This is a genomic window from Massilia putida (assembly GCF_001941825.1).
GTDB classification, from domain to species: Bacteria; Pseudomonadota; Gammaproteobacteria; order Burkholderiales; family Burkholderiaceae_D; genus Telluria; species Telluria putida.
Map to the genome: position 1 here is coordinate 5,107,440 of NZ_CP019038.1, position 24,668 is coordinate 5,132,107.

Below are 24,668 nucleotides of genomic sequence, written 5' to 3' on the forward strand. Positions count from 1 at the left end.
GCATGAATGTGACTCAGCCGGTGCCCGGTTTGCAGCATCGTACGGTGCTGTTGGATGAAGCAGTCGATGCCCTTGCCCTCGAAGGCGGGCGCGCTGCGGGTACGTATATAGATGGCACGTTCGGCCGCGGCGGTCATAGCCGGCTGATCCTGTCGAAACTGGCGCCCGAGGGGCGCCTGATCGGTTTCGACAAGGATCCCCAGGCGATCGCGACGGCCGGGCAGATGAACGATCCGCGCTTTTCGATCGTGCACGACAGCTTCGCGACGATGCGCGAAGCGTTGGGGGCACGGGGCGTGCACCAGGTCGACGGCATCCTGCTGGACCTGGGCATCTCCTCGCCCCAGGTGGACGACGCGAGCCGGGGCTTCAGCTTCCGCAACGACGGTCCTCTGGACATGCGGATGGATACGACACGGGGCATCTCCGCCGCCGCATGGCTGGCCGAGGTGCCGGAGAGACAACTGGAAAAGGTGATTCGCGATTATGGGGAAGAACGGTTTGCTTTTCAGATTGCAAAGGCGATTGTTGCTCGCCGGGCAGTCGAACCAATTTCAAGCACACGACAGCTTGCCGCAATCGTGGCAAACGCGGTCAAAACCCGGGAGAAAGGTAAGGATCCGGCAACCCGCACCTTTCAGGCTATCCGGATTTTCATCAATCAAGAGCTTGAGGACCTTGAAGCAGGTTTGAACGCGGCTTTTGAACTGCTGGCGCCCGGCGGGCGCCTGTCCGTGATCAGCTTCCATTCGCTGGAAGACCGCATGGTCAAGCAGTTCCTCGCGTCCAAAGCCAACGTCGAGCAGCCGGATCGCCGGCTGCCGATTCGTGCCGTCGATCTGCCCCAGCCCTTGATGAAGTTGATCAGCAAGACGAAACCCTCCGACGTGGAAGTCGAGGCCAATCCGCGCGCCCGTTCTGCGGTGCTGCGCGTGGCCGAGCGCCTGGGCGCGCGCGCCGCGGGGGATGCCGTATGAGCGGTAAGATCAACGTCGTGCTGACCACGCTGCTGGTTGGCTGCGCGCTGTCGGTCGTGAACGCGCGCTATCAGGCCCGCCACCTGTTCATCGACCAGGAAAGGCTGGTGCAGCAGCAGCGCCAGCTCGAGGTCGACTGGGCCCAGCTCCAGCTCGACCAGTCCACGCTCGGCAAGAACGAACGCATCGAACAGATCGCGCGCTCGGAGCTGAACATGGCGCCTTTGAGCCCGGCGCGTACCCAATACTTGACGGAAGGCGGCAAATGAAGGCCGGCACCAACGGATCCCGCGTCGCCGCCGCCAAGGGCGTGGCGTTTTCCAAGAGTCCCGTGCTGGCCGTGCGCCTGCCGGACTGGCGTTCGCGCGTCGTCCTGTTCGTGCTGTTCGCCGCCTTCCTCGCGCTGGCCGGGCGCGCGCTGTGGCTGCAGGGCGTCTCCAACCAGTTCCTGCAAAAGCAGGGCGCGAGCCGCTACGAGCGCACGCTCGAACTGCCGGCCACGCGCGGCAAGATCTTCGACCGCAACGGCATCGTGCTCGCGTCGTCGCTGCCCGTGAAGGCCGTGTGGGCGATCCCCGAGGACGTGCTGAATTCGCCGCGTCCCAAGCTGCGCGAACTGGCGCAGCTGCTCGACCTGCCGGAGGCCGAGCTGCTGAAGAAGCTCGATTCCGACCGCACCTTCGTCTACCTGAAGCGCCAGGTCGAGATGGACGTCATCGCCAAGATCGAAAAGCTCGGCATCGACGGCCTCGACACCCGCAAGGAATACAAGCGCTATTACCCGCAGGGCGAGGTGATGGCGCACATCGTCGGCTTCACGAACGTGGAAGACGTCGGCCAGGAAGGCATCGAACTCGCGCAGCAGAAGAACCTCGTCGGCCAGACCGGCAGCCGGCGCGTGATCAAGGACCGCCTGGGCCGCATCGTCGAGGACGTGGGCCTGTCGCGCGAACCGCACGACGGCAAGGATCTGACCCTGTCGGTCGACTCCAAGCTGCAGTACATCGCCTTCAACAGCGTCAAGGACGCCGTCGAGAAGTTCCACGCCAAGGCGGGCGCCGCCATCGTGCTGGACGTGCACACGGGCGAGGTGCTGGCGCTCACCAACTGGCCGACCTATAACCCGAACGACCGCTCGCACCTGACGGGCGAGCAGCTGCGCAACCGCGTCATCACCGACACGTTCGAACCGGGTTCGACGCTGAAACCGTTCACCGTCGCGCTGGCGCTGGACAGGGGCCTGATCAAGCCGACCACGCTGTTCGACACCGGCAACGGCCGCTACCAGACCGGCGGCCACACGATCCGCGACACGCACCCGCACGGCGTCATCGATGTCAGTACGATCATCCAGAAGTCGTCGAACATCGGTACGACCAAGATTTCGGAATTGTTGTCGGCCCAGGACATGTGGGAGATGTTCACCAAGGTCGGCTTCGGCCAGGCGCCGCGCTTCGGCTTCCCCGGCGCCACGGCCGGCCGTCTGCGTCCCTACAAATCCTGGCCGATCGTGGCCAAGGCCAACATGTCGTTCGGCCAGGGCATTTCGATGTCGCTGCTGCAGCTGGCGCGCGCCTGGATGATCTTCGCGCGCGACGGCGACATCATCCCGCTGTCGTTCCAGAAGGTCACCGAAAAGCCGGTCGGCCAGCAGATCATCTCGCCGAAAGTCGCGGCCCAGGTCCGCACGATGGTCGAATCGGTCGTGAGCCCGCAGGGCACGGCGCCGCAGGCGCAGGTCGCGGGTTACCGCATCGGCGGCAAGACCGGCACGGCGCAGAAAGTCATCAACGGCCGCTATTCGCAGACGCACTACGTCGGTTCCTTCGTCGGCATCGCGCCGATGAGCAATCCGCGCTTCGTCATCGCCGTGATGATCGACGATCCCTCCGGGCCGTTCCACACCGGCGGCGCGGTGGCGGCGCCGACGTTCGCGACACTCGCGGCGAATGCGATGCGGGCCGAGAACATACCGCCCGATTCATCGGTCACCGACATCATCATCCCGGAACATCCTCTCGAGGAGAGCAATTGATGGCCGAGACGCCGAACATCATCGATTGGATTCGGGCCGCCGCACCAGGCGGCCGTCTCGTTTCCGACTCGCGCCGCGTGCGCCACGGCGACGTGTTCTTCGCCTATCCGGGCGAAGCCGCCGACGGCCGCCGTTTCATTCCCTCCGCCGTCGAGAACGGTGCCGCCGCGGTCGTGTACGAAGGACGCGATTTCGCTTTCGACGGGTCGCTCGCCGTCCCGCACCTGGCCGTGCAGGACCTGAAGCAGAACGCCGGCCCGATCGCGCACGCCTACTACGGCGCGCCGGATGCCGGCATGTTCACCGTCGGCGTCACGGGCACGAACGGCAAGACGTCGTGCGCGCTGTGGACGGCGCAGGCGCTGGCCACGCTCGGCGAGACCAGTGCCGTCATCGGCACCCTGGGCGTGGGCTTCGTGCGCGGCCGCGCCGAGCCGGAATTCGACGCGACCGGCTACACGACGCCGGACGCCGTGCTGCTGGCGACGGAACTGGCCAGGCTGCGCGATGCGGGCGCGACGTCGCTCGCCATCGAAGTGTCGTCGATCGGCCTCGTGGAGAACCGCACGGCCGGCATGCACTTCGACGTGGCCGTCTTCACGAACCTCACGCGCGACCACCTCGACTATCACGGCGACATGTCCGCCTACGAGGCCGCCAAGCGCCGGCTGTTCGACTGGCCCGGCCTGAAAACCGCCGTCGTCAACCTGGACGACCAAGCGGGCGTGCGCATCGCGCAGCACCTGCGCGATGCGCGGCAGGACGTCGCCGTCATCGGCTACACGCTGCGCACCGTGCACGAACAACCGGTACTGGACGGCGTGGCCGTGCTGCGCGCTTCGAGCCTGCGCAGCCGTCCGAACGGCAGCGAATTCCATATCGAGTCGCCGTACGGCAGTGCCGTCGTGCGCACGCACATGGTGGGCCACTTCAACGCAAGCAATGCCCTCGCGGTGCTGGGCACGCTGCTGGCGAAGGGCGTGGCGTTGCGCGCCGCGCTCGACGCGATCGAGGCGCTCGTGCCGGCCCCGGGCCGCATGCAGCAGATCGGCGGCCAGGATGCGCCGATGGTCGTGATCGATTACGCCCACACGCCGGACGCGCTGGAAAAGACGCTGGAGGCGCTGCGCCAGGTCGCGCACGAGCGTGGCGGCCGGTTGTGGTGCGTGTTCGGCTGCGGCGGCGACCGCGATCCGGGCAAGCGTCCGCAGATGGGCCGTATCGCGCAGATGGCGGAGCACGTGCTCGTCACGAGCGACAACCCGCGCAGCGAGGATCCGCGCGCCATCATCGACCAGATCGTGGCCGGCATGGACCCGCGCCACCCGACGTCGACGTACCAGGCCATCGAGGACCGCGCCGCCGCGATCCTGTCGGCCGTGAAGCATGCCGCCAAGCCGGACGTGATCCTGCTGGCGGGGAAGGGCCACGAGCCGTACCAGGAAATCAAAGGCCGGAAGATGCCGTTTTCCGATGCCGACCACGCGGCGCTTGCCCTGACCGCGCGGCTGACGATGATGAGGACTGTTTGATGATTCGTGGTTCGCTGGAACAAATCGCAGCATCGATCGCCGGCGCGCACGTCACGCGCGACGCCTATTTCCAGGGCGTGTCGACCGACAGCCGGCAGGCGGTGCCGGGCTCGTTGTTCGTCGCCCTGCGCGGCGAGCGCTTCGATGCCCACGATTTCCTCGGCCAGCTGGCCGGCAATCCGGTGGCGGGTGTCGTCGTGGAGAAGCTGCCGGAGAATTATCCGCTGCCGGCCATCGTCGTGCCGGACACGCTGGTCGCGCTGGGCCGCATCGGTAACTTCTGGCGCCGCCGTTTCGCCATTCCCGTCATCGGCGTCACCGGCAGCAACGGCAAGACGACGGTCAAGGAAATGATCGCCGCGATCCTCGCGGCCGCATTCGGTGCGGACGCGCGCCTGGCCACGCAGGGTAACCTGAACAACGAGATCGGCGTGCCGCTGACCGTGACGCGCCTGACGGAGGCGCACCAGGCCGCCGTCGTGGAGCTGGGCATGAACCACCCCGGCGAGATCGCCCGCCTGGCCGCCATCGCCGAGCCGACCGTCGCCCTCGTCAACAACGCCCAGCGCGAGCACCAGGAATTCATGCACACCGTGGAAGCGGTGGCGCGCGAGAACGGCGCCGTGCTGCAGGCGCTGCCGCCGGATGGCGTGGCCGTGTTCCCGGGCGATGACGAGTACACGGACCTGTGGCGCGAACTGGCCGGAGCACACAAGGTCATCACTTTCGGCCTGAGCGACGCGTGCGACGTGCGTGCGGCATACACGACGACCGACTTCGGCAGCGAACTCGCGGTCGTCGCCGGTGTCGAACGTTTCACGGTCAATCTCGCCGCCGCCGGCGTCCACAACGTCCGCAACGCGCTGGCCGCCACCGCCTGCGCACTCGCGGCGGGCATCCCCGCCGACGCCATCGTGCGCGGCCTGGAAGCCTTCGCGCCCGTCAGCGGCCGCCTGCAGCGCAAGCAGGCTTTGAGCGGCGCCACCGTCATCGACGACAGCTACAACGCCAACCCCGATTCCGTGCGCGCCGCCATCGACGTGCTCGCGCAATATCCGTCGCCGCGCATCCTCGTGCTCGGTGACATGGGCGAGGTTGGCACGCAGGGACCTGAGTTTCACCAGGAAATCGGTGCGTATGCCGCAAGTCGCGGCATCGACACCGTGCTCGCGACCGGCGATCTGGCTCGCCACATGGTCGGATCGGGAGCGCAACACCACGAGCAGTTCGACGAATTATTGGCAGCACTGGATCAAAAACTGGGCAGCAAATCTGACGCAACTGTGTTGGTGAAGGGCTCGCGCTTCATGAAGATGGAACGCGTGGTCCAACACCTGACCGCATCAACCAACACTGGCAAGGAAGCCCACTAGACTTATGCTGCTTTGGCTCGCACAATATTTTCAGGACTACGTCGGTCCGCTGCGCGTTTTTAACTACATCACGTTCCGTGCCGTGTTCGCGACCATCACCGCCATCAGCATCGGCATGCTGTGCGGCCCGGCCGTGATCCGCAAGCTCACCGCGATGAAGGTCGGCCAGGCCGTGCGCACGTACGGTCCGCAGACCCACCTGTCCAAGCACGGCACCCCGACCATGGGCGGCGTGCTCGTGCTGATCGCCATCGGCGTGTCGACCCTGCTGTGGTGCGACCTGTCGAACCGCCTGATCTGGCCCGTGCTCGTCGTGACGCTCGGCTTCGGCGCCATCGGCTGGGTCGACGACTACCGCAAGGTCGTCTACAAGGACCCCGAGGGCATGCGCTCGGGTGAAAAATACTTCTGGATGTCGCTGATCGGCATCACCTCCTCGCTGTACCTCGCGTTCTCCGTGTCCGCCGCGACGCCGTGGGAAGTGTGGCAGCTGTTCTTCGCGTGGGTGCAGTCTGGCTTCTCGATGGACCTGCCGCCGAAGGCCGACCTGATCGTCCCGTTCTTCAAGACCATCAGCTATCCGCTGGGCGTGTGGGGCTTCATCGCATTGACGTATTGCGTGATCGTGGGCGCGTCGAACGCCGTCAACTTCACCGATGGCCTGGACGGCCTCGCCATCATGCCGACCGTGATGGTGGGCGGCGCGCTGGGCCTGTTCGCCTACCTGACCGGTAACGCGACGTATTCGAGATACCTGTTCATCCCGCACATCCCGGGCGCCGGCGAACTCTTGATCTTCTGCGGCGCGATGGCCGGCGCGGGCCTGGCCTTCCTCTGGTATAACGCGCACCCCGCGCAGATGTTCATGGGCGACGTGGGCGCGCTGGCGCTGGGCGGCGCGCTCGGCACCATCGCCGTCATCGTGCGCCAGGAGATCGTCCTGTTCATCATGGGCGGCGTGTTCGTCGCCGAGACGCTGTCCGTGATCATCCAGGTCAGCTGGTTCAAGTACACGAAGAAGAAGTACGGCCAGGGACGGCGCGTGTTCCTGATGGCGCCGCTGCACCACCATTTCGAACAGAAGGGCTGGAAAGAGACCAAGGTCGTCGTGCGTTTCTGGATCGTGACGATGATCCTGGTGTTGATCGGCATCTCTACCCTCAAACTGCGCTGATATGAACTACGACGGCAAAACCGCACTGGTACTGGGGCTCGGCGAATCGGGCCTGGCGATGGCGCTGTGGCTCGCACGGTGCGGCGCCCGCGTGCGCGTGGCCGACACCCGCGCCGAATCGAGCCAACCCGCTGCGCGCCTGGCTGCATTGCGCGCAAAGGTGCCGGATGCGGACTTCGTCGCCGGCCCGTTCGGCGCCGGCCTGCTGGACGGTGTCGACTTCGTCGCCGTCAGCCCCGGCCTCGCGCCGAACCGCGAACTGGCGGAGATCGCACCGGCAGCTGCCGAGCGCCACGTGCCGCTGTGGGGCGAGATCGAGCTGTTCGCGCAGGCCCTGGCCGCGCTCAAGGCGCAGCAGGGCTACGCCCCCAAAGTCATCGCCATCACGGGCACGAACGGCAAGACGACGGTCACGAGCCTCACCGGCCTGCTGTGCCGCCGCGCCGGCCTCACGACGAAGGTCGCCGGCAATATCAGCCCCGCGGCGCTGGACGTGCTGCGCGAAGTGATCAACGCCGACGAGCTGCCGCAGGCGTGGGTGCTGGAACTCTCCAGCTTCCAGCTGCACACGACGTACAGCCTGAATCCGGACGCGGCCACTGTCCTGAACATCACGCAGGACCACCTCGACTGGCACAGCAGCATGGCCGCCTATGCCGCGGACAAGGCCCGCATCTTCGGCGGCGGCACGGTGCGTGTGCTGAACCGCGACGACGCCGTCGTGATGGGCATGACGGCGCCGGGCGCCACCGTCACCACGTTCGGCACCGGCGAGCCGGATGCGCCGGGCAGCTTCGGCCTCGTGAACGAACGGGGCGTGCTGTGGCTGGCGAATGCGAATCCGGCCGAAGAACCCGAGAAAAAGAAAAAGAAGAACGAAGTCGCGGAGCCGGTCGAGATCACGATCAACCGCCTGATGCCGGCCGACGCGCTGCGCATCCGCGGCCTGCACAATGCCTCCAACGCGCTGGCCGCGCTGGCGCTGTGCCGCGCCGTGGGCCTGCCGCTCGCGCCGCTGCTGCACGGCCTGCGCGACTACCAGGGCGAGCCGCACCGCGTGGAACTCATCACCAGCATCGACAACGTCGAGTACTACGACGACTCGAAGGGCACCAACGTCGGCGCCACCGTCGCCGCGCTGGAAGGTCTCGGTAAAACGTTCGGCGAGACGGACCGCCAGATTCTCCTGATCGCCGGCGGCGACGGCAAAGGCCAGGATTTCAGTCCGCTCGCGGGCCCGTGCTCGCGCTACGTGCGCGCCGTGCTGCTGATCGGCCGCGACGGTCCCGCCATCCGTGCCGCGCTCGAACCCTCCGGCGTGCCGTGCTTCGACCTGCCCGGCCTGCCTGAAGCCGTGCGCCGCGCCAGCGGTCTCGCCAAATCCGGTGACGTCGTGCTGCTGTCGCCCGCGTGCGCGAGCCTCGACATGTTCACGAACTACGCGCACCGCGCCCAGGTCTTCGTCGACGCGGTGCGCGACATCGCGCTCGAGAAGGGACAGGAGCTCTGATGGCGTTCCAGATTCCCTTCAAGTTCGGCGGTTCATCGGGCGACGCGACGATCGCGACGCGCGCACGGCCGTCGCGCATGATGGAGTACGACCAACCGCTCGTCTGGGTCGTGATCCTGATGATGCTGTTCGGGATGGTGATGGTGTACTCGGCGTCCATCGCGCTGCCGGATTCGCCCAAGTTCGCCTACCTGGCCGGCAAGAACAACTACTTCCTGGTGCGCCAGGCCATGTTCATCTCGATCTCGATGGTGGCCGGCCTGTTCGTGTTCCGCATTTCCGTCGCGACGTGGCAGCGGTTCGCGCCGCTGATGTTCGTCGCCACGCTCGTGCTGCTGGCGCTCGTGCTGGTGCCGGGCGTGGGCACGTCCGTCAACGGTGCGCGCCGCTGGCTGTCGCTGAAGATCTTCAACCTGCAGCCGTCCGAGATCATGAAGGTGGTGTCCGTGCTGTACGCGGCCGACTTCACGGTGCGCAAGCAGCAGTTCATGCACAAGCTGACGAAGGGCTTCATGCCGATGGCCGCCGCGATGGGCCTGGTCGGTGCCCTGCTGATGCTGGAACCCGACCTCGGCGCGTTCGGTGTCGTCGTCTGCATCTCGATGGGCATCCTGTTCCTGGGCGGCTTCAACATGATCTGGTTCGGCGGCATCGGCGCCGTTCTCGTACTCGTGTTCTCGACCATCATCGCGCTGTCGCCGTTCCGCCGCGCGCGCATGTTCGCGTACATGAACCCGTGGGAAGAGGGCAATGCGCTGGACAAGGCGTACCAGCTGACGCACTCGCTGATCGCGTTCGGCCGCGGCGAGATCTTCGGCGTGGGCCTGGGCGGCAGCATCGAGAAGCTGCACTACCTGCCGGAAGCGCACACCGATTTCATCATGGCCGTCATCGGCGAAGAGCTGGGCCTGGCCGGCGTGCTCGTCGTGATCGGCCTGTTCTACTGGCTCGTCAAGCGCGCCTTCGACATCGGCCGCCAGGCCATCGCATTGGAACAGCACTTCGCCGGCCTCGCCGCGAAAGGCATCGGCATCTGGATCGGCGTGCAGGTGTTCATCAACATGGGCGTGAACCTGGGCCTGCTGCCCACCAAGGGCCTGACGTTGCCGCTGATGAGCTACGGCGGTTCCGGCGTGCTGTTCAACTGCGTGGGCCTCGCTATCCTGCTGCGCATCGATTACGAAAACCGCGTCCGCATGCGGGGAGGCCGGCAGTGACGAAGAAACTGATGATCATGGCGGCCGGCACCGGCGGCCACATCTTCCCCGGCATCGCCATCGCGCAATCGATGCGCGAGCGCGGCTGGGACGTGTCGTGGCTCGGCACCATGCACGGCATGGAGAAGGACATCGTGCCGAAGCACGGCATCCCGATGGACTTGATCGACTTCGCCGGCATGCGCGGCAAGGGGCTGGCGCACACCGTGTCCGGCGCGTTCAAGCTCGTCGCCAGCTTCGCCTCCTGCCGCAAGTACCTGGCACTGCGCAAGCCCGACGTCGTGCTGGGCATGGGCGGCTACGTGACGGTGCCGGGCGGGATGATGGCCCGTGCGCGTGGCGTGCCGCTGGCGCTCGTCAACGCGGATGCGGCGCTGCTCCTGTCGAACAAGACCTTGACCCCGATCGCGCAGCGCGTGCTGTTCGGCTTCCCGGCCGATTTCGGCAAGGCGGCAGGCAAGGCAGTCGTCACGGGCAACCCGGTGCGCAAGGAAATCCTGGAGATGCCGTCGCCCGGCCACCGCTTCGCCGGCCGCAGCGGCCCTCTGAATCTGCTCGTCGTGGGCGGCAGCCTGGGTGCGAAGGTGCTGAACGACAGCGTGCCGGCCGCGCTGGCGCTGATCCCGGCAGGCCTGCGTCCGACGGTCACGCACCAGTCGGGCAAGAAGAATATCGATGCGCTGCGCGCCGCGTACGCGCAGGCGGGAGTGCAGGCGAACGTGGTCGACTTCATCGACGACATGGCGGCGGAATACGCGAACGCGGACCTCGTGATCTGCCGCGCGGGCGCGATCACGATCTCGGAACTGACGGCGGCCGGCGTTGCGAGCGTGCTCGTGCCGTTCGTCGCCAGCACGACGAGCCACCAGCGCGACAACGCGATCTGGATGGCGGGGCAGAAGGCGGCCGTGCACCTGCCGCAGGGCGAATTGAATCCGGAGCGGCTGGCGAAGCTGCTGCAAACCACCACGCGCGACGACTGCCTGGCGATGGCCGAGGCGGCGCAAGCGGTGGGACGGCGCGATGCCAATGCGGCGATCGCGCGCGTACTTGAAGAACTGGCGAACGGCGGACAATGAAACACAAGATCAAACACATTCACTTCGTCGGCATCGGCGGCAGCGGCATGAGCGGCATCGCGGAAGTGCTGCTGAACCTCGGCTATAAGGTGTCGGGCTCGGACCTCGCGTCGAACGCGGCCAGCCAGCGCCTGAAGGAACTGGGCGCGGATGTGCGCATCGGCCACGCCGCGGACAACATCCGCGGCGCCGATGCCGTCGTGACCTCGACCGCCGTCAACGAAGCGAATCCCGAAGTCGTCGCCGCGCGCGCCGCCAAGGTGCCCATCGTCCCGCGCGCCATCATGCTGGGTGAGTTGATGCGCCTGAAGCGCGGCATCGCCATCGCCGGCACGCACGGCAAGACGACGACGACGAGCCTCGTTGCCTCCGTGCTCGCGCAGGGCGGGCTCGATCCGACGTTCGTGATCGGCGGACGCCTGAACAGCGCCGGCGCCAACGCCAAGCTGGGCAGCGGCGAATACATCGTGGCCGAGGCGGACGAGTCGGATGCGTCGTTCCTGAACCTGTCGCCGATGATCGAGGTGATCACCAACATCGACGCCGACCACATGGAGACGTACGAACACGACTTCGAAAAACTGAAGGGCGCGTTCGTCAACTTCACGCACCGCCTGCCGTTCTACGGCCGCGCGATGATGTGCATCGACGATGCGAACGTGCGCGCCATCCTGCCGCAGGTGACCAAGCCGGTCACCACCTACGGCTTTTCCGAGGACGCCGAAGTGCGCGCCCTGAACGCGCGCGCCGAGGGCATCCAGATGCACTTCACCGTGCGCCAGCAGGGCTATCCGGACACGGACTTCGTGCTGAACCAGCCGGGCATGCACAACGTGCTGAACGCGTGCTCGGCGATCGCCATCGCGCGCGAGATCGGCGTGGCGGACGAGGCGACGGCGCAGGGCCTGCGCGAATTCAACGGCGTGGGCCGGCGCTTCACGCGCTACGGCGAGATCGCACTGCCGCAGGGCGGCAGCTTCACCCTGGTCGACGACTACGGCCACCACCCGGTGGAAGCCCAGGTGACGCTGGCCGCCGCGCGCGCCGCGTATCCGGGCCGCCGCCTCGTGCTGGCGTTCCAGCCGCACCGCTACACGCGCACCCGCGACCTGTTCGAGGACTTCGTCAAGGTGCTGAGCGCGCCGGACGTGCTGCTGCTGGCGGAAGTGTATGCGGCCGGCGAATCTCCGATCGTGGCGGCGGACGGCCGCGCGCTCGCGCGTGCGCTGCGCGCGGGCGGCCAGATCGAACCGATTTTTGTGGAAGCGATCGCCGACATGCCGGCGACGATCCTGAAGGTGGCGCGCGACGGCGACGTCGTGCTCACCATGGGCGCCGGCTCCATCGGCGGCGTCCCCCATCAACTGACTTCGAATCAAAAGGTAGCATCGTGAGTATGACTGACACCGAAGCCAAGGCGCTCGGTAAAGTGGGCGTTCTGTTCGGCGGCCGGTCCGCCGAGCGCGAGATTTCGCTGATTTCCGGCAGCGGCGTGCTGCAGGCGTTGAAATCGAAAGGGATCGACGCCCACGCGTTCGACCCGGCCGAGCGCTCGCTGGCCGAACTGGCGGCAGAAAAATTCGACCGCGTGTTCATCGCGCTGCACGGCCGCTACGGTGAGGATGGCACGCTGCAGGGCGCGCTGGAACTGCTGGGCATTCCGTACACGGGCAGCGGCGTGATGGCGTCCTCCGTCGGTATGGACAAGATCACGACCAAGATCGTGTGGCTGGCGGCCGGCGTGCCGACGCCGAAATACCTCACCATCGGCGCCGATGCGGACGTCGACACGGACGGCATCGTCGCGGCGCTGGGCCTGCCGCTGATCGTCAAGCCGCCGCTGGAAGGTTCCACCATCGGCATCACCAAGGTGACCCGGGCGGAAGACCTGCAGGCCGCCGTCGACCTGGCGCGCCAGTACGACAAGGCGGTGCTGGTCGAGCAGTTCATCCAGGGCCGCGAATTCTCCGTGCCGGTGCTGGGCTCCGGCCCGACCGCGCGCGCGCTGCCGATCGTGGAGATCGTCGCGCCGGAAGGCAATTACGACTACCAGAACAAGTACTTCACGGACGACACGAAATATCACTGCCCGGCACCGCTCGACGCGGCGACGACGGCCGCGATCCAGGCCCACGTGGTGAACGCGTACCGCGCGCTCGGCTGCGAGGGCTGGAGCCGCATCGACGTGCTGCTGCGCGAGTCGGACAACCAGCCGTTCCTGCTGGAGGTGAACACGTCGCCCGGCATGACGACGCACTCGCTCGTGCCGATGGCGGCGCGCGCAGAGGGCACGAGTTACGAAGATCTGTGCGTGGATATCCTGCGCTCCGCCAGCCTGAAAGCTGGCCAAGTGAAGAAGGCATAAGGAAGCAAAGATGTGGCATGACGTGCGAGCTCTGAACGCAACCGCCAGCGCGCTCACCGCGCTGGTGGTGCTCGCCTGCGTGGCGTCGGGATTGTGGTGGCTGTCGCAGCGCCCGATGTTCACCTTGCGCGCGGTGCGTGTCGAGAGCATGTACGGGCTGGACCTGCAGCACGTGAACGAGCTGACGGTGCGTAACGGGGTGCTCGGCAAGATCAACGGTAATTTCTTCACGACCGACCTCGAACAGGTGCGCACCACCTTCGAGTCCGTGCCGTGGGTGCGCAAGGCCAGCGTGCGCCGCGAGTGGCCGAACCAGCTGATCGTGCAGGTGGAAGAGCACGAGGCGCTCGGCACCTGGGGCGAGGATGGCCGGCTGCTGTCGGTGAAGGGCGAAGTGTTCACGGCCAACCTGGCCGAGGCCGACGAGGACCACGAACTGCCTGCGTTCGGCGGTCCGCCCGGCAGCGAAAAGGAAGTGCTGGCGCGCTTCGCGGAACTGCGCGGCTGGTTCGCGCCGATCCGCTTGGTGCCGGAGTCGATCAGCCTGTCGAACCGTTACGCCTGGACGGTCAAGCTGAATAACGGGATGAGCGTGGAGCTGGGACGCGAGAAGGACAAGGACACGATGCACTCGCGCGTGCAGCGGCTGGTGAGCATTTACCCCCAGCTGGTGGCTAGATTGCAGGAAGGGCGCATCGATACGATCGACATGCGCTATCCGAACGGTCTGGCGTTGTCCTCGGCGGCCTTGAGCATTCCGGCGGATGCGACCAAGCCTGTGAAGGCGGCGGTGAAGAAGAAATCGAATACCAAAACAACAAAGCAGATCTAATTTAAGCAGGCGACAGCAAACATGACAAAAGACGCGAAGAACCTGATCGTCGGCCTGGACATCGGCACCTCGAAGGTGGTGGCGGTGGTGGCCGAAGTGATGGCCGATGGGCGCCATGAGGTGATCGGACTCGGCCAGCACGAGTCCAAGGGTTTGAAGAAGGGCGTTGTCGTCAACATCGAAGCGACCGTCGAATCCATCCAGCGCGCGCTCGAGGAAGCCGAGCTGATGGCCGACTGCAAGATCCGCAACGTGTATGCGGGGATCGCCGGCAGCCATATCCGTTCGTTCAATTCGAGCGGGATGGTCGCCATCAAGGACAAGGAAGTGACGGCCACGGACGTGGCGCGCGTGATCGAGACGGCGAAGGCCGTGAACATCCCGACCGACCAGCAGCTGCTGCACACGGTGCCGCAGGAATTCATCGTCGACAACCAGGAAGACGTGCGCGAGCCGATCGGCATGAGCGGCATCCGCCTCGAGGTGCGCGTGCACATCGTCACCGGTGCGGTGTCCGCGGTCCAGAATATTGTAAAGTGCGTGCGCCGCTGCGGCCTCGAGGTCTCGGACCTGATTCTGCAGCCGATGGCGTCGGCCGATTCGGTGCTGACGAACGACGAGAAGGAACTGGGCGTCGTCCTGATCGACATCGGCGGCGGCACCACCGACATCGCGGTCTTTTCCGACGGCGCGATCCGCCACACGGCCGTGATCCCCATCGCCGGCGACCAGATCACGAGCGACATCGCGATGGCGCTGCGCACGCCGACGGGAGAAGCGGAAGAGATCAAGATCCGCTACGGCGTGGCCAAGCAGGTGCTGGCCGATCCGGGCGAGACACTGGAAGTGCCGGGCCTCGGCGACCGCGGTCCGCGTTCGCTGTCGCGCCAGGCGCTGGCCGCCGTGATCGAGCCGCGCGTGGAAGAACTGTTCGCGATGGTGCACCAGGTCGTGCGCGAGTCCGGCTACGAGGGCGTGCTCTCGTCGGGCATCGTGCTGACCGGCGGCTCGTCGATCATGCCGGGCATGATCGAGATGGCGGAAGACATTTTCTTGAAGCCGGCGCGCCTCGGCACGCCGGAATACCGCGGCCAACTGGCGGACGTCGTGCGCAGCCCGCGCTACGCGACGGTCCTCGGTCTGCTGCTGGAAGCGAAAAAGCAGTACCTGCGTGGTCACATCGTCACGCGTCAGGATGGTTCGGTGAAGGCGGTGTGGCAGCGAATGAAAGAGTGGTTCCTCGGGAATTTCTGAGGCGACGAAGGACCGCAGCGCGCGTGGGCCAGGATATTAACAACGTAAACGCAACGCGTAGCGGGTTTTTCGGTGTTGAGGTAACAGCTAGTAACGGTTTTGCTTGGTAACGGACACGAAACATTTTTAAAATAGTGGCGCGTTTCCAATCTCGAGTCCTGGCGTCGTCTGCGAGGATTCGGGCTTGGAAACGGCTCATCGAGATTAGGAGTTCATCATGGAGTTCGATATGGTCGATAACGCAGCATTGGGCACGGTCATCAAGGTCGTCGGCGTTGGCGGCGCGGGTGGCAATGCGGTTCAGCATATGATCAACAAGGGTGTCGCGGGCGTCGAGTTCATCGCCGCCAACACGGACGCCCAGGCGCTGGCCGCATCCAGCGCCCACAACATCATCCAGATCGGCGAGTCCGGCCTGGGCGCCGGCATGCGTCCGGAAATCGGCCGCCAGCTGGCCGAGCAATCGCGCATGCGCATCGAAGACGCGCTGCGCGGCGCGCACATGGTCTTCATCGCCGCCGGCATGGGCGGCGGCACGGGCACGGGCGCCGCGCCGATCGTCGCGGAAGTCGCCAAGAGCCTGGGCGCGCTGACCGTGGCCGTCGTCTCGAAGCCGTTCTCGTACGAAGGCCAGAAGTGCATGGACGTCGCCGAAAACGGTTTGAACGAACTGACCAAGCACGTCGACTCGCTGATCGTCATCCTGAACGAAAAGCTGGAAGACATCTACGAAGACGAATCGATGCTGGACTGGATGAAGCATGCGGACGACGTGCTGAACAACGCCGTCGCCGGTATCGCCGAGATCATCAACGTCCCGGGCCACATCAACGTCGACTTCAACGACGTGAAGACCATCATGAGCGAGCAGGGCAAGGCCATGATGGGCACCGCGACCGCGTCGGGCGTGGACCGCGCGCGCATCGCCGCCGAACAGGCCGTCGCGTCGCCGCTGCTGGACGGCATCGACCTGTCGGGCGCGAAGGGCGTGCTGGTGAACGTCACCGCGTCGCGCGGCCTGAAAGGTAAGGAGATCAAGGAAGTCATGGCCGCCGTGCGCGCCTTCGCGGCACCGGACGCCGCGATCGCACAAGGCATCGCCTACGACGACGAGATGGGCGACGAACTGCGCGTGACCGTCGTCGCGACGGGCCTGGGCAAGAACAAGGCCAGCATCTCGTTGGTGCAGCCGCAGCAGGTTCTGCGCACCGGCACGTACGGCGCGCCGATGATGTCGGGCACGCCGGGCGTGACGGCCGGCGTGACGATGGGTTCGGCGACCGGCGCCGGCGCGATGGACGGCATGAAGCAGCCGGCCGTGTGGCGCCGCGAGCAGGCCTCCGAGCAGGTGCGCGCGATGCAGAACAACGGCGTCGAAACCTACGACATCCCGGCGTTCCTGCGCAAGCAAGCCGACTAAACGCAGACTCCCAAGCCGGCTGACCACCGGCGCTCCATGATGCGGGGCCAGGCTGTTCCAAGCAGCCTGGCCTTTCGTTTTTAGAACCGGGGTCAGAGCCCGATTTTTGGAAATGGATCGTGGGCAGTTGCCAAAATAAGGGCTCTGACCCCGGTTCGGGCTGGATCAGGCATACTTGCGGGTTCTGAAACTTTGAAAGGAATACCACCATGACCATCCAGATCGGCGACCGCCTGCCGGAAGGCTCTCTGCAAGAATTCATCGACGTCGAAACCGAAGGTTGCGCGCTCGGTCCGAACACGTTCAACGTGTCCGACCTCGTCAAAGGTAGGACCATCGCCATCTTCGGCCTGCCGGGCGCGTTCACCCCGACGTGCTCGGCCCAGCACCTGCCCGGCTACATCCAGCTGGCCGACCAGCTGAAAGCCAAGGGTGTCGACGAGATCTGGTGCATCTCCGTCAACGACGCGTTCGTGATGGGCGCGTGGGGCCGCGACCAGAAGGCTACCGGCATCGTGCGCATGATGGCCGACGGCAGCGCCACCTTCACCAAGGCACTGGGCCTGGAATTCGACCTCGTCGCCAAGGGCTTCGGTGTGCGTTCCAAGCGTTACTCGATGCTCGTGCAGGACGGCGTCGTCAAGCAGCTGAACATCGAGAACGGCGGCTTCGACGTGTCGTCGGCCGAGACGCTGCTGAAGCAACTGGGCTGATCGCTCCTTGATCATCAACACCGAGACGCCGGACCAGCCCGAGGTGCGCGACATGCTCGCGCGCCTCGACGCGTACTGCGCCGCGTTGTACCCGGCCGAGAGCAATCACCTGTTGGATGTGGCGTCGCTCATGCAGGGCGACGTGCTGTTCCTCGTCGCGCGCGACGTCGACGGCGCGGCGGTCGGTTGCGCGGCCCTCGTCAACCGGCAGACGTACGGCGAGGTGAAACGGATGTTCGTCGACGAGCGCAAACGCGGCCTGGGCACGGGCCGCAAGCTGCTCGAGCATCTCGTGATGTTCGCGCGGATGTCGGGCCTGTCCGTGCTGCGGCTGGAAACCGGCATCCACCAGCCGGAGGCGATCGGCCTGTACGAGCGCGCCGGTTTCGAGCGCCGCGCGCCGTTCGGCGATTACCAGGAAGACCCGCTGTCGCTGTTCATGGAGAAGCGGCTGTGAGCCGGCTCGCCGGGAATATGCGCAGCATCCGCGCGATGCTGGTCTGCGTCGCCATGTTCTCGATCATGGACATGACGATGAAGCTCCTGTCCGCGCATTTCCCGGCGATGCAGGTGGCGGCGATCCGCGCGCTGTCCGCGCTGCCGCTCGTCGGCGCGTATCTGTTCTGGCGCGGCGGCCAGCGTTCGCTGCTGCGCATCCGCTGGCCGCTGCACCTGCTGCGCGGGGCCATCGGCATCGCGATGCTGTCGCTGTTCACGTACGGCCTCAAGACGCTGTCGCTGGCCGAGGCGTATTCGATCTTCTTCGTCGGTCCGATCCTGATCACGGCGCTGTCCGTGTTCGTGCTGGGCGAGCGCGTGAACGGTGCGCGCTGGATCGCGATCGGCGTCGGCATGGCCGGCGTGCTCGTCGTGCTGCGGCCGACCGGCGCCGGCTTCTTCACCCTGGGCGGACTCGCCGTGCTGGCCGCGGCCGTGTGCTATGCCGTGTCGGCCGTCGCCGGCCGCGTGCTGGCGCGTACGGACCGGGGCGAGCACATGATGTTCTGGCTGATGGTCTTGATGGCCCTCGGCGCGACGCCGCTGGCCGCGCCCGCGTGGGTGCCCGTGCAGGCCGAGCACTGGCTGTTGATCTTGTCGCTGGCCGTCAGCGGTTTCTTCGGCCAGCTGGCGCTGACGGAAGCGTTCAGCCATGGCGAGGCGTCGGTCGTGGCACCGTTCGAGTACACGGCGCTGGCGTGGGGCGTGGCCATCGACTGGCTCATGTGGAAAACCTTGCCAGATGAATATACTTTGCTGGGTGCCGCCATCATCATTGGCAGTGGCCTGTACCTGATCCGCCACGAAACCGTGCACGCGGAGGCCGAGCATCCGTGAAAACGTGGTGTTCCTGCCACCTGGAGGCCGGCCCCTCCCGGCGTTGCCGGAAGCCCTACGATATAATCGAACGATGCTCAAACAACGAACCATCAAACAACTGGTGCGCACGACAGGTGTCGGCCTGCACTCCGGCACCAAGGTCGAGCTGACCCTGCGTCCGGCCGCCGCCGATACGGGCATCGTGTTCCGCCGCGTCGACCTCGACCCCATCGTCGAGTTCCCGTCGAATGCCGACATCGTGGGCGACACGCGCATGGCGTCGGTGCTCACGCAGGGCAATGCGCGCGTCTCGACCGTCGAGCACCTGATGTCGGCCTGCGCCGGTCTCGGCATCGACAATCTGTATGTCGACGTCACGGCCGAAGAGATTCCGATCATGGACGGTTCCGCGTCGTCGTTCGTGTTCCTGCTGCAGCAGGCGGGCGTGCAGGAGCAGGCCGCGCCCAAGAAATTCATCCGCGTGTTGGCCCCCGTGGAAGTCCGCCAGGGCAGCGGCGCCAACGAAAAATGGGCGCGCTTGAGCCCGTACGACGGCTTCAAGCTCGACTTCTTCATCGAATTCAACCACCCGGCCGTGGACGGCACGACGCAGCGCGCCGTCGTCGACTTCGGCAAGGTCTCGTACGTGCACGACGTGGCGCGTGCCCGCACGTTCGGCTTCATGCAGGACGTGGAAAGCCTGCGCGGCATGGGCCTGGCGCGCGGCGGCTCGCTGGAAAACGCGATCGTGATGGACGAGTACCGCATCCTGAACGCGGACGGCCTGCGCTACGAAGACGAATTCGTGCGCCACAAGATCCTCGATGCGATCGGCGACCTGTACCTCGTCGGCGCGCCGCTGCTGGCCAGCTACGAGGCGCACAAGTCGGGCCACGGCCTCAACAACCTGTTGCTGCGCGAATTGCTGGCGCATCCGGAAGCGTACGAGATCGTGTCTTTCGATGCGCAGGAGCGGGCGCCCGTGTCGTATGGGGCGCAGATGGAGCGGGAGTGGGCGCTGACGTAGGCTAGACGGCCCCACCCGGCGGCGTGATGCCCGGCGGCGTGACCGCCGTCTACGCGTTCATGCGGCGTTGGCGTGCCGTGGTTGAAAACCGGCGTCGTGCGATCGTTCGACGATTGACCGGTACGTATCACCGCGTGGACGGCAAGCCGGCTGCGCGCCCCGGTCCACCCTACTTGCGCCGCGCCGCCAGCCGTCTGATCGCCGCGATCAGCGCCGCATTCTGCTGGGTCTCCGGCAACGTTTCCCCCAACTGCTCGAACGCTTCCACCGCCGTCGGCGGCAGGGTCAAGGTCGACTGTTTCGGTTCCTCGCGCACGGGCACGTTCGGCCGCATCTGGATCTTGATGCGCACGTTGTCCACCTGCCATCCCTTTTTCTGCAAACCCGCCTGCAACTTGGGCAGCTGCTGCTTGAGCTTGGCTGCGACGGCCGAGGAGGGCACGGCGAGCGTCAGCGTAGCCTCCTGGAACGACAGCACGTCGCAGCCGGCGTACATCGGCGGCAGGATCGCCTTGACGTCGCGCTGCAGGTTGCCCACGCGCAGGGCGGTCGGCATGAGGGCGGCGAGACGGTCGTTGGAGCGCAGGAAGTCGGTCGCCACGAACGACGTCTTGCGGTCGCGGGTGCCGTAGATATGGAAGGGACGCTGATTCGGAGACTGCATATTTGGACCATACCACAGCCGCGCGCCACGCCGCGAACAATCGTGCGCGAAAAGTGCGATCGAATGCAATTTGATAACATTTTTCGGCTGGCCGCACTTGTGATCCGCCGGGCGAACCCCAAGTGTGGCCGCATCGCATGATAAAATCGGTGGCTTTTTGCCATTGGCGCTCTCGGGTGGATATCTTTTTGCTATCATCCTGGGCTCCTCGGACCCTTTTCGCGGCGTACTTTTGAAGAACACAGCATGTCATTCCTGACCAAGATTTTCGGCAGCCGTAACCAGCGTCTGCTCAAGCAATACCAAAAATCCGTGCGCGAGATCAACGCGCTCGAACCGCAGATGGAAGCGCTGTCGGACGCCGATCTCCAGGCAAAGACGAACGAATTCAAGCAACGCCTGGCCGGGGGCGCGACCCTGGACGACATCCTCGTGGAAGCCTTTGCCGTCTGCCGCGAGGCCGCGAAGCGCGTCTTGAAGATGCGCCACTTCGACGTGCAGCTGATCGGCGGCATGGTCCTCCACTACGGCAAGATCGCCGAGATGGGGACCGGTGAAGGCAAGACGCTGATGGCGACCTTGCCCGTCTACCTGAACGCACTGTCCGGCAAGGGCGTGCACGTCGTGACGGTCAACGATTACCTGGCCCAGCGCGACGCCGAGCAGATGGGCCGTTTGTACGGCTGGCTCGGTTTGACGACGGGCGTGAACCTGTCGCAGATGGATCACGACAGCAAGCAGAAAGCCTACGGTTCCGACATCACCTACGGCACCAATAACGAATACGGCTTCGACTACCTGCGCGACAACATGGTGTACGACGCGCGCGAGCGCGTGCAGCGCGGCCTGAACTTCGCCGTCGTCGACGAAGTGGACTCCATCCTGATCGACGAGGCGCGGACCCCGCTGATCATTTCCGGCCAGGCCGAGAACCACACGGAGCTGTACCACAAGATCAACGAAGTCCCGCCGCTGCTCACCTTGCAGATCGGCGAGGAGACCCCGGACGGCAAGGGCCAGATCGAAGTCCCGGGCGACTACACGAAGGACGAGAAGGCGCACACCGTGCTGCTGACCGAGGCCGGCCACGAGAAGGCCGAAGCCATCCTGACGAAGATGGGCCTGCTGCCGGAAGGCGCGTCGCTGTACGATGCCGCCAACATCACGCTGATCCACCACCTGTACGCCGCCCTGCGCGCGCACGTGCTGTACCACAAGGACCAGCACTACGTCGTGCAGAACAACGAGGTCGTGATCGTCGACGAATTCACCGGCCGCCTGATGACGGGCCGCCGCTGGTCCGACGGCCTGCACCAGGCCGTGGAAGCGAAAGAGGGCGTGCGCATCCAGAACGAGAACCAGACGCTGGCCTCGATCACCTTCCAGAACTACTTCCGCATGTACGCCAAGCTGTCCGGCATGACCGGTACGGCGGATACGGAAGCGTACGAATTCCAGGAGATCTACGGCCTGGAAACCGTCGTCGTCCCGCCGAACCGGCCGTCGCAGCGCAAGGACCGCCAGGACCAGGTCTACAAGACGGCGCAGGAAAAATACCAGGCCATGCTGAACGACATCCGCGACTGCTACGAGCGCGGCCAGCCGGTGCTGGTCGGCACGACGTCGATCGAGAACTCGGAACTGCTGTCCGGCATCCTGACCAAGGCGGGCCTGCCGCACAATGTGCTGAACGCGAAGCAGCACGCGCGCGAGGCCGAGATCATCGCGCAGGCCGGTCGTCCCAAGATGATCACCATCGCCACCAACATGGCGGGCCGCGGTACCGACATCGTCCTGGGCGGCAACGTCGAGAAGCAGATCCAGTTCATCGAGGCCGATCCGAACCTGACGCCGGAACAGAAGGCCGAGCAGTCGGCCAAGCTGCGCTCGGAATGGCAATCGCTGCACGACCACGTCGTCGCGCAGGGCGGCCTGCACATCATCGGCACCGAACGCCACGAGTCGCGCCGCGTCGACAACCAGCTGCGCGGCCGTTCGGGACGCCAGGGCGACCCGGGCTCCTCGCGCTTCTACCTGTCGCTGGACGACCCGTTGCTGCGCATCTTCGCGGGCGACCGCGTGCGCGCCGTGATGGACCGCCTCAAGATGCCGGAAGGCGAACCGATCGAAGCGGGCATGGTCACGCGTTCGATCGAAGGCGCCCAGCGCAAGGTCGAGGCCCGCAACTTCGACATCCGCAAGCAGCTGCTGGAATACGACGACGTCGCCAACGACCAGCGCAAGGTGATCTACACGCAGCGTAACGAGCTGCTGGAAGCGGCCGACATCTCCGAGCTGATCGCCAGCCTGCGTACCGGCGTGTTCACCGACGTCGTGCGCACCTACGTGCCGGCGGAGTCGGTGGAAGAGCAGTGGGACATTCCGACCCTCGAGCGCGTGCTGGCCGACGAGTGGTCGCTGTCCGTGCCGCTCACGAAGCTGCTGGAAGAAGAGCCGAACCTGAACGACGACGACATCCTGGAGCGCGTGCTGGCCGCTGCCGAGGCGTCGTACGAAGCGAAAGTCGGCATCGTCGGCAAGGAAGCGTTCGGCGGCTTCGAGCGCAACGTCATGCTGCAGAATATCGACACGCACTGGCGCGAGCACCTGGCCGCGCTGGATCACCTGCGCCAGGGCATCCACCTGCGCGGCTATGCGCAGAAGAACCCGAAGCAGGAGTACAAGCGCGAAGCGTTCGAGCTGTTCGGCGCCATGCTGGACCAGATCAAGAACGAAGTCATTCGCACCATCATGACCGTCCGCATCCAGACCCGCGAAGAAGTCGAGGCGGCGGAAGCGGCCATGCAGGCGGCTGCGGCGCACCTGGAGAACGTCAATTACCAGCACGCCGACTTCGATCCGACGGCCGCGCCGGAAGAATTGATGGCGCCCCTCGCGGCGACCCCGGGCACCACCGCGATGGCGGACGATCCGGCCACGACCTATATGGGCGTGAAGGTCGGCCGCAACGATCCGTGCCCATGCGGCAGCGGCAAGAAGTTCAAGGCGTGCCACGGCAAGCTGGCGTGATGCCGTAACCCCCAACAAAAAAGGCACCTGCAGGTGCCTTTTTTGTTGCCCAAAATTTTTTGCCAAAACCGGGGTCTGACCCCGGTCAGAGAACTGCGTCAGGCGGTCAGCGCCTTGCGCAGCCAGGCCAGCGTCGCATCGCCGATGCCGGGCCCCATGCGCAGCAGGGGTTCCGTCGCGGTGGCCTTGCGGAAGGCGTCGATATCGTGCTGGTCGGTGCCGACCATGGCATGGAACAGGTCCATCCATTGGCGTCCGAGGTCGCGCGCCCGCGGTCCGGAGCCTCCCGGATCGGCCTTGATCTCGGCCTGCACCTGCGCGATCAGGGCCGTCCACTCGTGGCCGCGCGCGGCGAAGTGGCGGCCCATGCGTTCGACGATTTCCGGCCGCATGTATTTCGCCCACGTGTCCAGCTTGAGCGCGCCGACGGCGGCCTTCACGTAGTCCAGCACGGGCTGCAGCATGCCGACGGCGTCCTTCTCGCGATCGGCCATCACGTTGAGCTTCGCCGCGAGCGCCGCGTCGCCGCCGGTGTCGCGGTCGAACGTCTGCAGCCAGCGCGTGGCGAAGGCCTTGGCGGCATCGGCATGCGGCGGGACCTGCGATTCGATCAGGCCGCGCGCCTGCTCGACCATGCCTTGCCACTGGGCCTTCGCGGCATCGTTGCGGACCATCGGCAGGCGGTCCAGTTCTTCCTTGGTGAAGTAGCGTTCGTACACGTTCGTCATGTCCATGGTGTTCTCCAGAGTGGTGAGCCACGTGGACAGGTCAGGCGCGCCGCCGCGCACGAGCTCTGCGCGTACCCGCAGCAGCTGGTCGCGCGCGCGCGAGGCTTGCGCCATGCGTGTTTCGAGCGCTTCCAGCTGGCGGTCGACGATCGCCAGCGGCGAGCCCGCCGGAATGTCCAGCGTGAGGCCGATGTCGGACAGGCTCAGACCGAACGCGCGCAGGGCCTGAATGCGGTGCAGGCGCGCCACGTCGTCGCGGTCGTAGAGCCGGTAGCCGGCATCGGAACGCGCCGAGGGACGGAGCAGGCCGATGCTGTCGTAGTGGTGCAGGGTGCGTACCGTCAGGTTGGCCAGGGCGGCCAGCTCTCCCACTTTCAGCATCGTTCGTCTCCGTTCTTCAGCGTGAGGACAGTTTCAGGCC

The 24,668-nt window shown here is 65.9% G+C and carries 21 protein-coding genes; 19 read left to right on the forward strand and 2 right to left on the reverse strand.

Annotated elements, in window-relative coordinates:
- Window positions 1-2 precede the first annotated feature (2 nt).
- From rsmH to lpxC, 18 genes are all read left to right on the forward strand, one after another.
- Entirely contained in the window at window positions 3-977 is a 975-nt protein-coding gene (gene rsmH / locus BVG12_RS24935; RefSeq protein ID WP_075794735.1) for a 16S rRNA (cytosine(1402)-N(4))-methyltransferase RsmH, read from the forward strand.
- On the forward strand, window positions 974-1,246 hold the full coding sequence (ftsL, locus tag BVG12_RS24940; protein WP_075794736.1) for a cell division protein FtsL: 273 nt from the start codon (window positions 974-976) through the stop codon (window positions 1,244-1,246). The genes rsmH and ftsL overlap by 4 nt, the downstream gene beginning before the upstream one ends.
- Complete coding sequence (locus BVG12_RS24945; protein ID WP_075794737.1) at window positions 1,243-3,012, forward strand: peptidoglycan D,D-transpeptidase FtsI family protein; 1,770 nt, start codon at window positions 1,243-1,245, stop codon at window positions 3,010-3,012. Before ftsL ends, BVG12_RS24945 begins: the two co-directional genes overlap by 4 nt.
- Complete coding sequence (locus tag BVG12_RS24950) at window positions 3,012-4,544, forward strand: UDP-N-acetylmuramoyl-L-alanyl-D-glutamate--2,6-diaminopimelate ligase (protein WP_075794738.1); 1,533 nt, start codon at window positions 3,012-3,014, stop codon at window positions 4,542-4,544. Before BVG12_RS24945 ends, BVG12_RS24950 begins: the two co-directional genes overlap by 1 nt.
- Window positions 4,545-4,546: 2 nt before the next feature.
- Complete coding sequence (locus BVG12_RS24955; protein ID WP_075796550.1) at window positions 4,547-5,917, forward strand: UDP-N-acetylmuramoyl-tripeptide--D-alanyl-D-alanine ligase; 1,371 nt, start codon at window positions 4,547-4,549, stop codon at window positions 5,915-5,917.
- A gap of 4 nt (window positions 5,918-5,921) precedes the next feature.
- Window positions 5,922-7,091, forward strand: coding sequence for a phospho-N-acetylmuramoyl-pentapeptide-transferase (gene mraY / locus BVG12_RS24960; protein WP_075794739.1), 1,170 nt, complete (start codon window positions 5,922-5,924; stop codon window positions 7,089-7,091).
- Window position 7,092: 1 nt separating this feature from the next.
- A complete protein-coding gene (gene murD, locus BVG12_RS24965) occupies window positions 7,093-8,601 on the forward strand; it encodes a UDP-N-acetylmuramoyl-L-alanine--D-glutamate ligase (RefSeq protein WP_075794740.1) in 1,509 nt (502 codons plus the stop codon).
- Window positions 8,601-9,818, forward strand: a complete 1,218-nt coding sequence (gene ftsW, locus BVG12_RS24970) for a putative lipid II flippase FtsW (RefSeq protein WP_075794741.1) — start codon at window positions 8,601-8,603, stop codon at window positions 9,816-9,818. Before murD ends, ftsW begins: the two co-directional genes overlap by 1 nt.
- Before the next feature lie 11 nt (window positions 9,819-9,829).
- Window positions 9,830-10,897, forward strand: a complete 1,068-nt coding sequence (murG, locus tag BVG12_RS24975; protein ID WP_075796551.1) for an undecaprenyldiphospho-muramoylpentapeptide beta-N-acetylglucosaminyltransferase — start codon at window positions 9,830-9,832, stop codon at window positions 10,895-10,897.
- Entirely contained in the window at window positions 10,894-12,291 is a 1,398-nt protein-coding gene (murC, locus tag BVG12_RS24980) for a UDP-N-acetylmuramate--L-alanine ligase (protein ID WP_075794742.1), read from the forward strand. The genes murG and murC overlap by 4 nt, the downstream gene beginning before the upstream one ends.
- Before the next feature lie 2 nt (window positions 12,292-12,293).
- A complete protein-coding gene (locus BVG12_RS24985; protein WP_075794743.1) occupies window positions 12,294-13,262 on the forward strand; it encodes a D-alanine--D-alanine ligase in 969 nt (322 codons plus the stop codon).
- Window positions 13,263-13,272: 10 nt separating this feature from the next.
- Window positions 13,273-14,094, forward strand: a complete 822-nt coding sequence (locus BVG12_RS24990) for a cell division protein FtsQ/DivIB (RefSeq protein ID WP_075794744.1) — start codon at window positions 13,273-13,275, stop codon at window positions 14,092-14,094.
- Between the two features lie 21 nt (window positions 14,095-14,115).
- Window positions 14,116-15,348 carry a cell division protein FtsA gene (gene ftsA, locus BVG12_RS24995; RefSeq protein ID WP_052233471.1) on the forward strand — a complete coding sequence of 411 codons (1,233 nt, stop codon included), beginning with the start codon at window positions 14,116-14,118 and terminating at the stop codon, window positions 15,346-15,348.
- A 217-nt stretch (window positions 15,349-15,565) separates the two neighbouring features.
- Window positions 15,566-16,768: a cell division protein FtsZ gene (gene ftsZ / locus BVG12_RS25000; RefSeq protein WP_075794745.1), complete on the forward strand. Its 1,203-nt coding sequence runs from the start codon at window positions 15,566-15,568 to the stop codon at window positions 16,766-16,768.
- A 209-nt stretch (window positions 16,769-16,977) separates the two neighbouring features.
- Window positions 16,978-17,481 (forward strand): peroxiredoxin, encoded by a 504-nt coding sequence (locus tag BVG12_RS25005; RefSeq protein WP_075794746.1) that lies wholly within the window; start codon window positions 16,978-16,980, stop codon window positions 17,479-17,481.
- A 7-nt stretch (window positions 17,482-17,488) separates the two neighbouring features.
- Window positions 17,489-17,938, forward strand: coding sequence for a GNAT family N-acetyltransferase (locus BVG12_RS25010; RefSeq protein ID WP_075794747.1), 450 nt, complete (start codon window positions 17,489-17,491; stop codon window positions 17,936-17,938).
- Between the two features lie 35 nt (window positions 17,939-17,973).
- Window positions 17,974-18,816 carry a DMT family transporter gene (locus BVG12_RS25015; protein WP_075796552.1) on the forward strand — a complete coding sequence of 281 codons (843 nt, stop codon included), beginning with the start codon at window positions 17,974-17,976 and terminating at the stop codon, window positions 18,814-18,816.
- A 73-nt stretch (window positions 18,817-18,889) separates the two neighbouring features.
- Window positions 18,890-19,825 (forward strand): UDP-3-O-acyl-N-acetylglucosamine deacetylase, encoded by a 936-nt coding sequence (lpxC, locus tag BVG12_RS25020; protein WP_075794748.1) that lies wholly within the window; start codon window positions 18,890-18,892, stop codon window positions 19,823-19,825.
- A 169-nt stretch (window positions 19,826-19,994) separates the two neighbouring features.
- Here the strand turns inward: lpxC and BVG12_RS25025 are convergent, their stop codons facing one another.
- The gene (locus BVG12_RS25025; protein ID WP_075794749.1) at window positions 19,995-20,489 is read right to left on the reverse strand and encodes a DciA family protein; all 495 of its coding nucleotides are present in this window, start codon (window positions 20,487-20,489) and stop codon (window positions 19,995-19,997) included.
- A gap of 246 nt (window positions 20,490-20,735) precedes the next feature.
- On the opposite strand from BVG12_RS25025, the gene secA reads away from it, so the two are divergent.
- Window positions 20,736-23,519, forward strand: a complete 2,784-nt coding sequence (gene secA, locus BVG12_RS25030) for a preprotein translocase subunit SecA (RefSeq protein ID WP_075794750.1) — start codon at window positions 20,736-20,738, stop codon at window positions 23,517-23,519.
- Window positions 23,520-23,617: 98 nt separating this feature from the next.
- Here secA and BVG12_RS25035 read toward each other — a convergent pair whose 3' ends face one another.
- Window positions 23,618-24,628 carry a MerR family transcriptional regulator gene (locus BVG12_RS25035; protein WP_075794751.1) on the reverse strand — a complete coding sequence of 337 codons (1,011 nt, stop codon included), beginning with the start codon at window positions 24,626-24,628 and terminating at the stop codon, window positions 23,618-23,620.
- Window positions 24,629-24,668 lie beyond the last annotated feature (40 nt).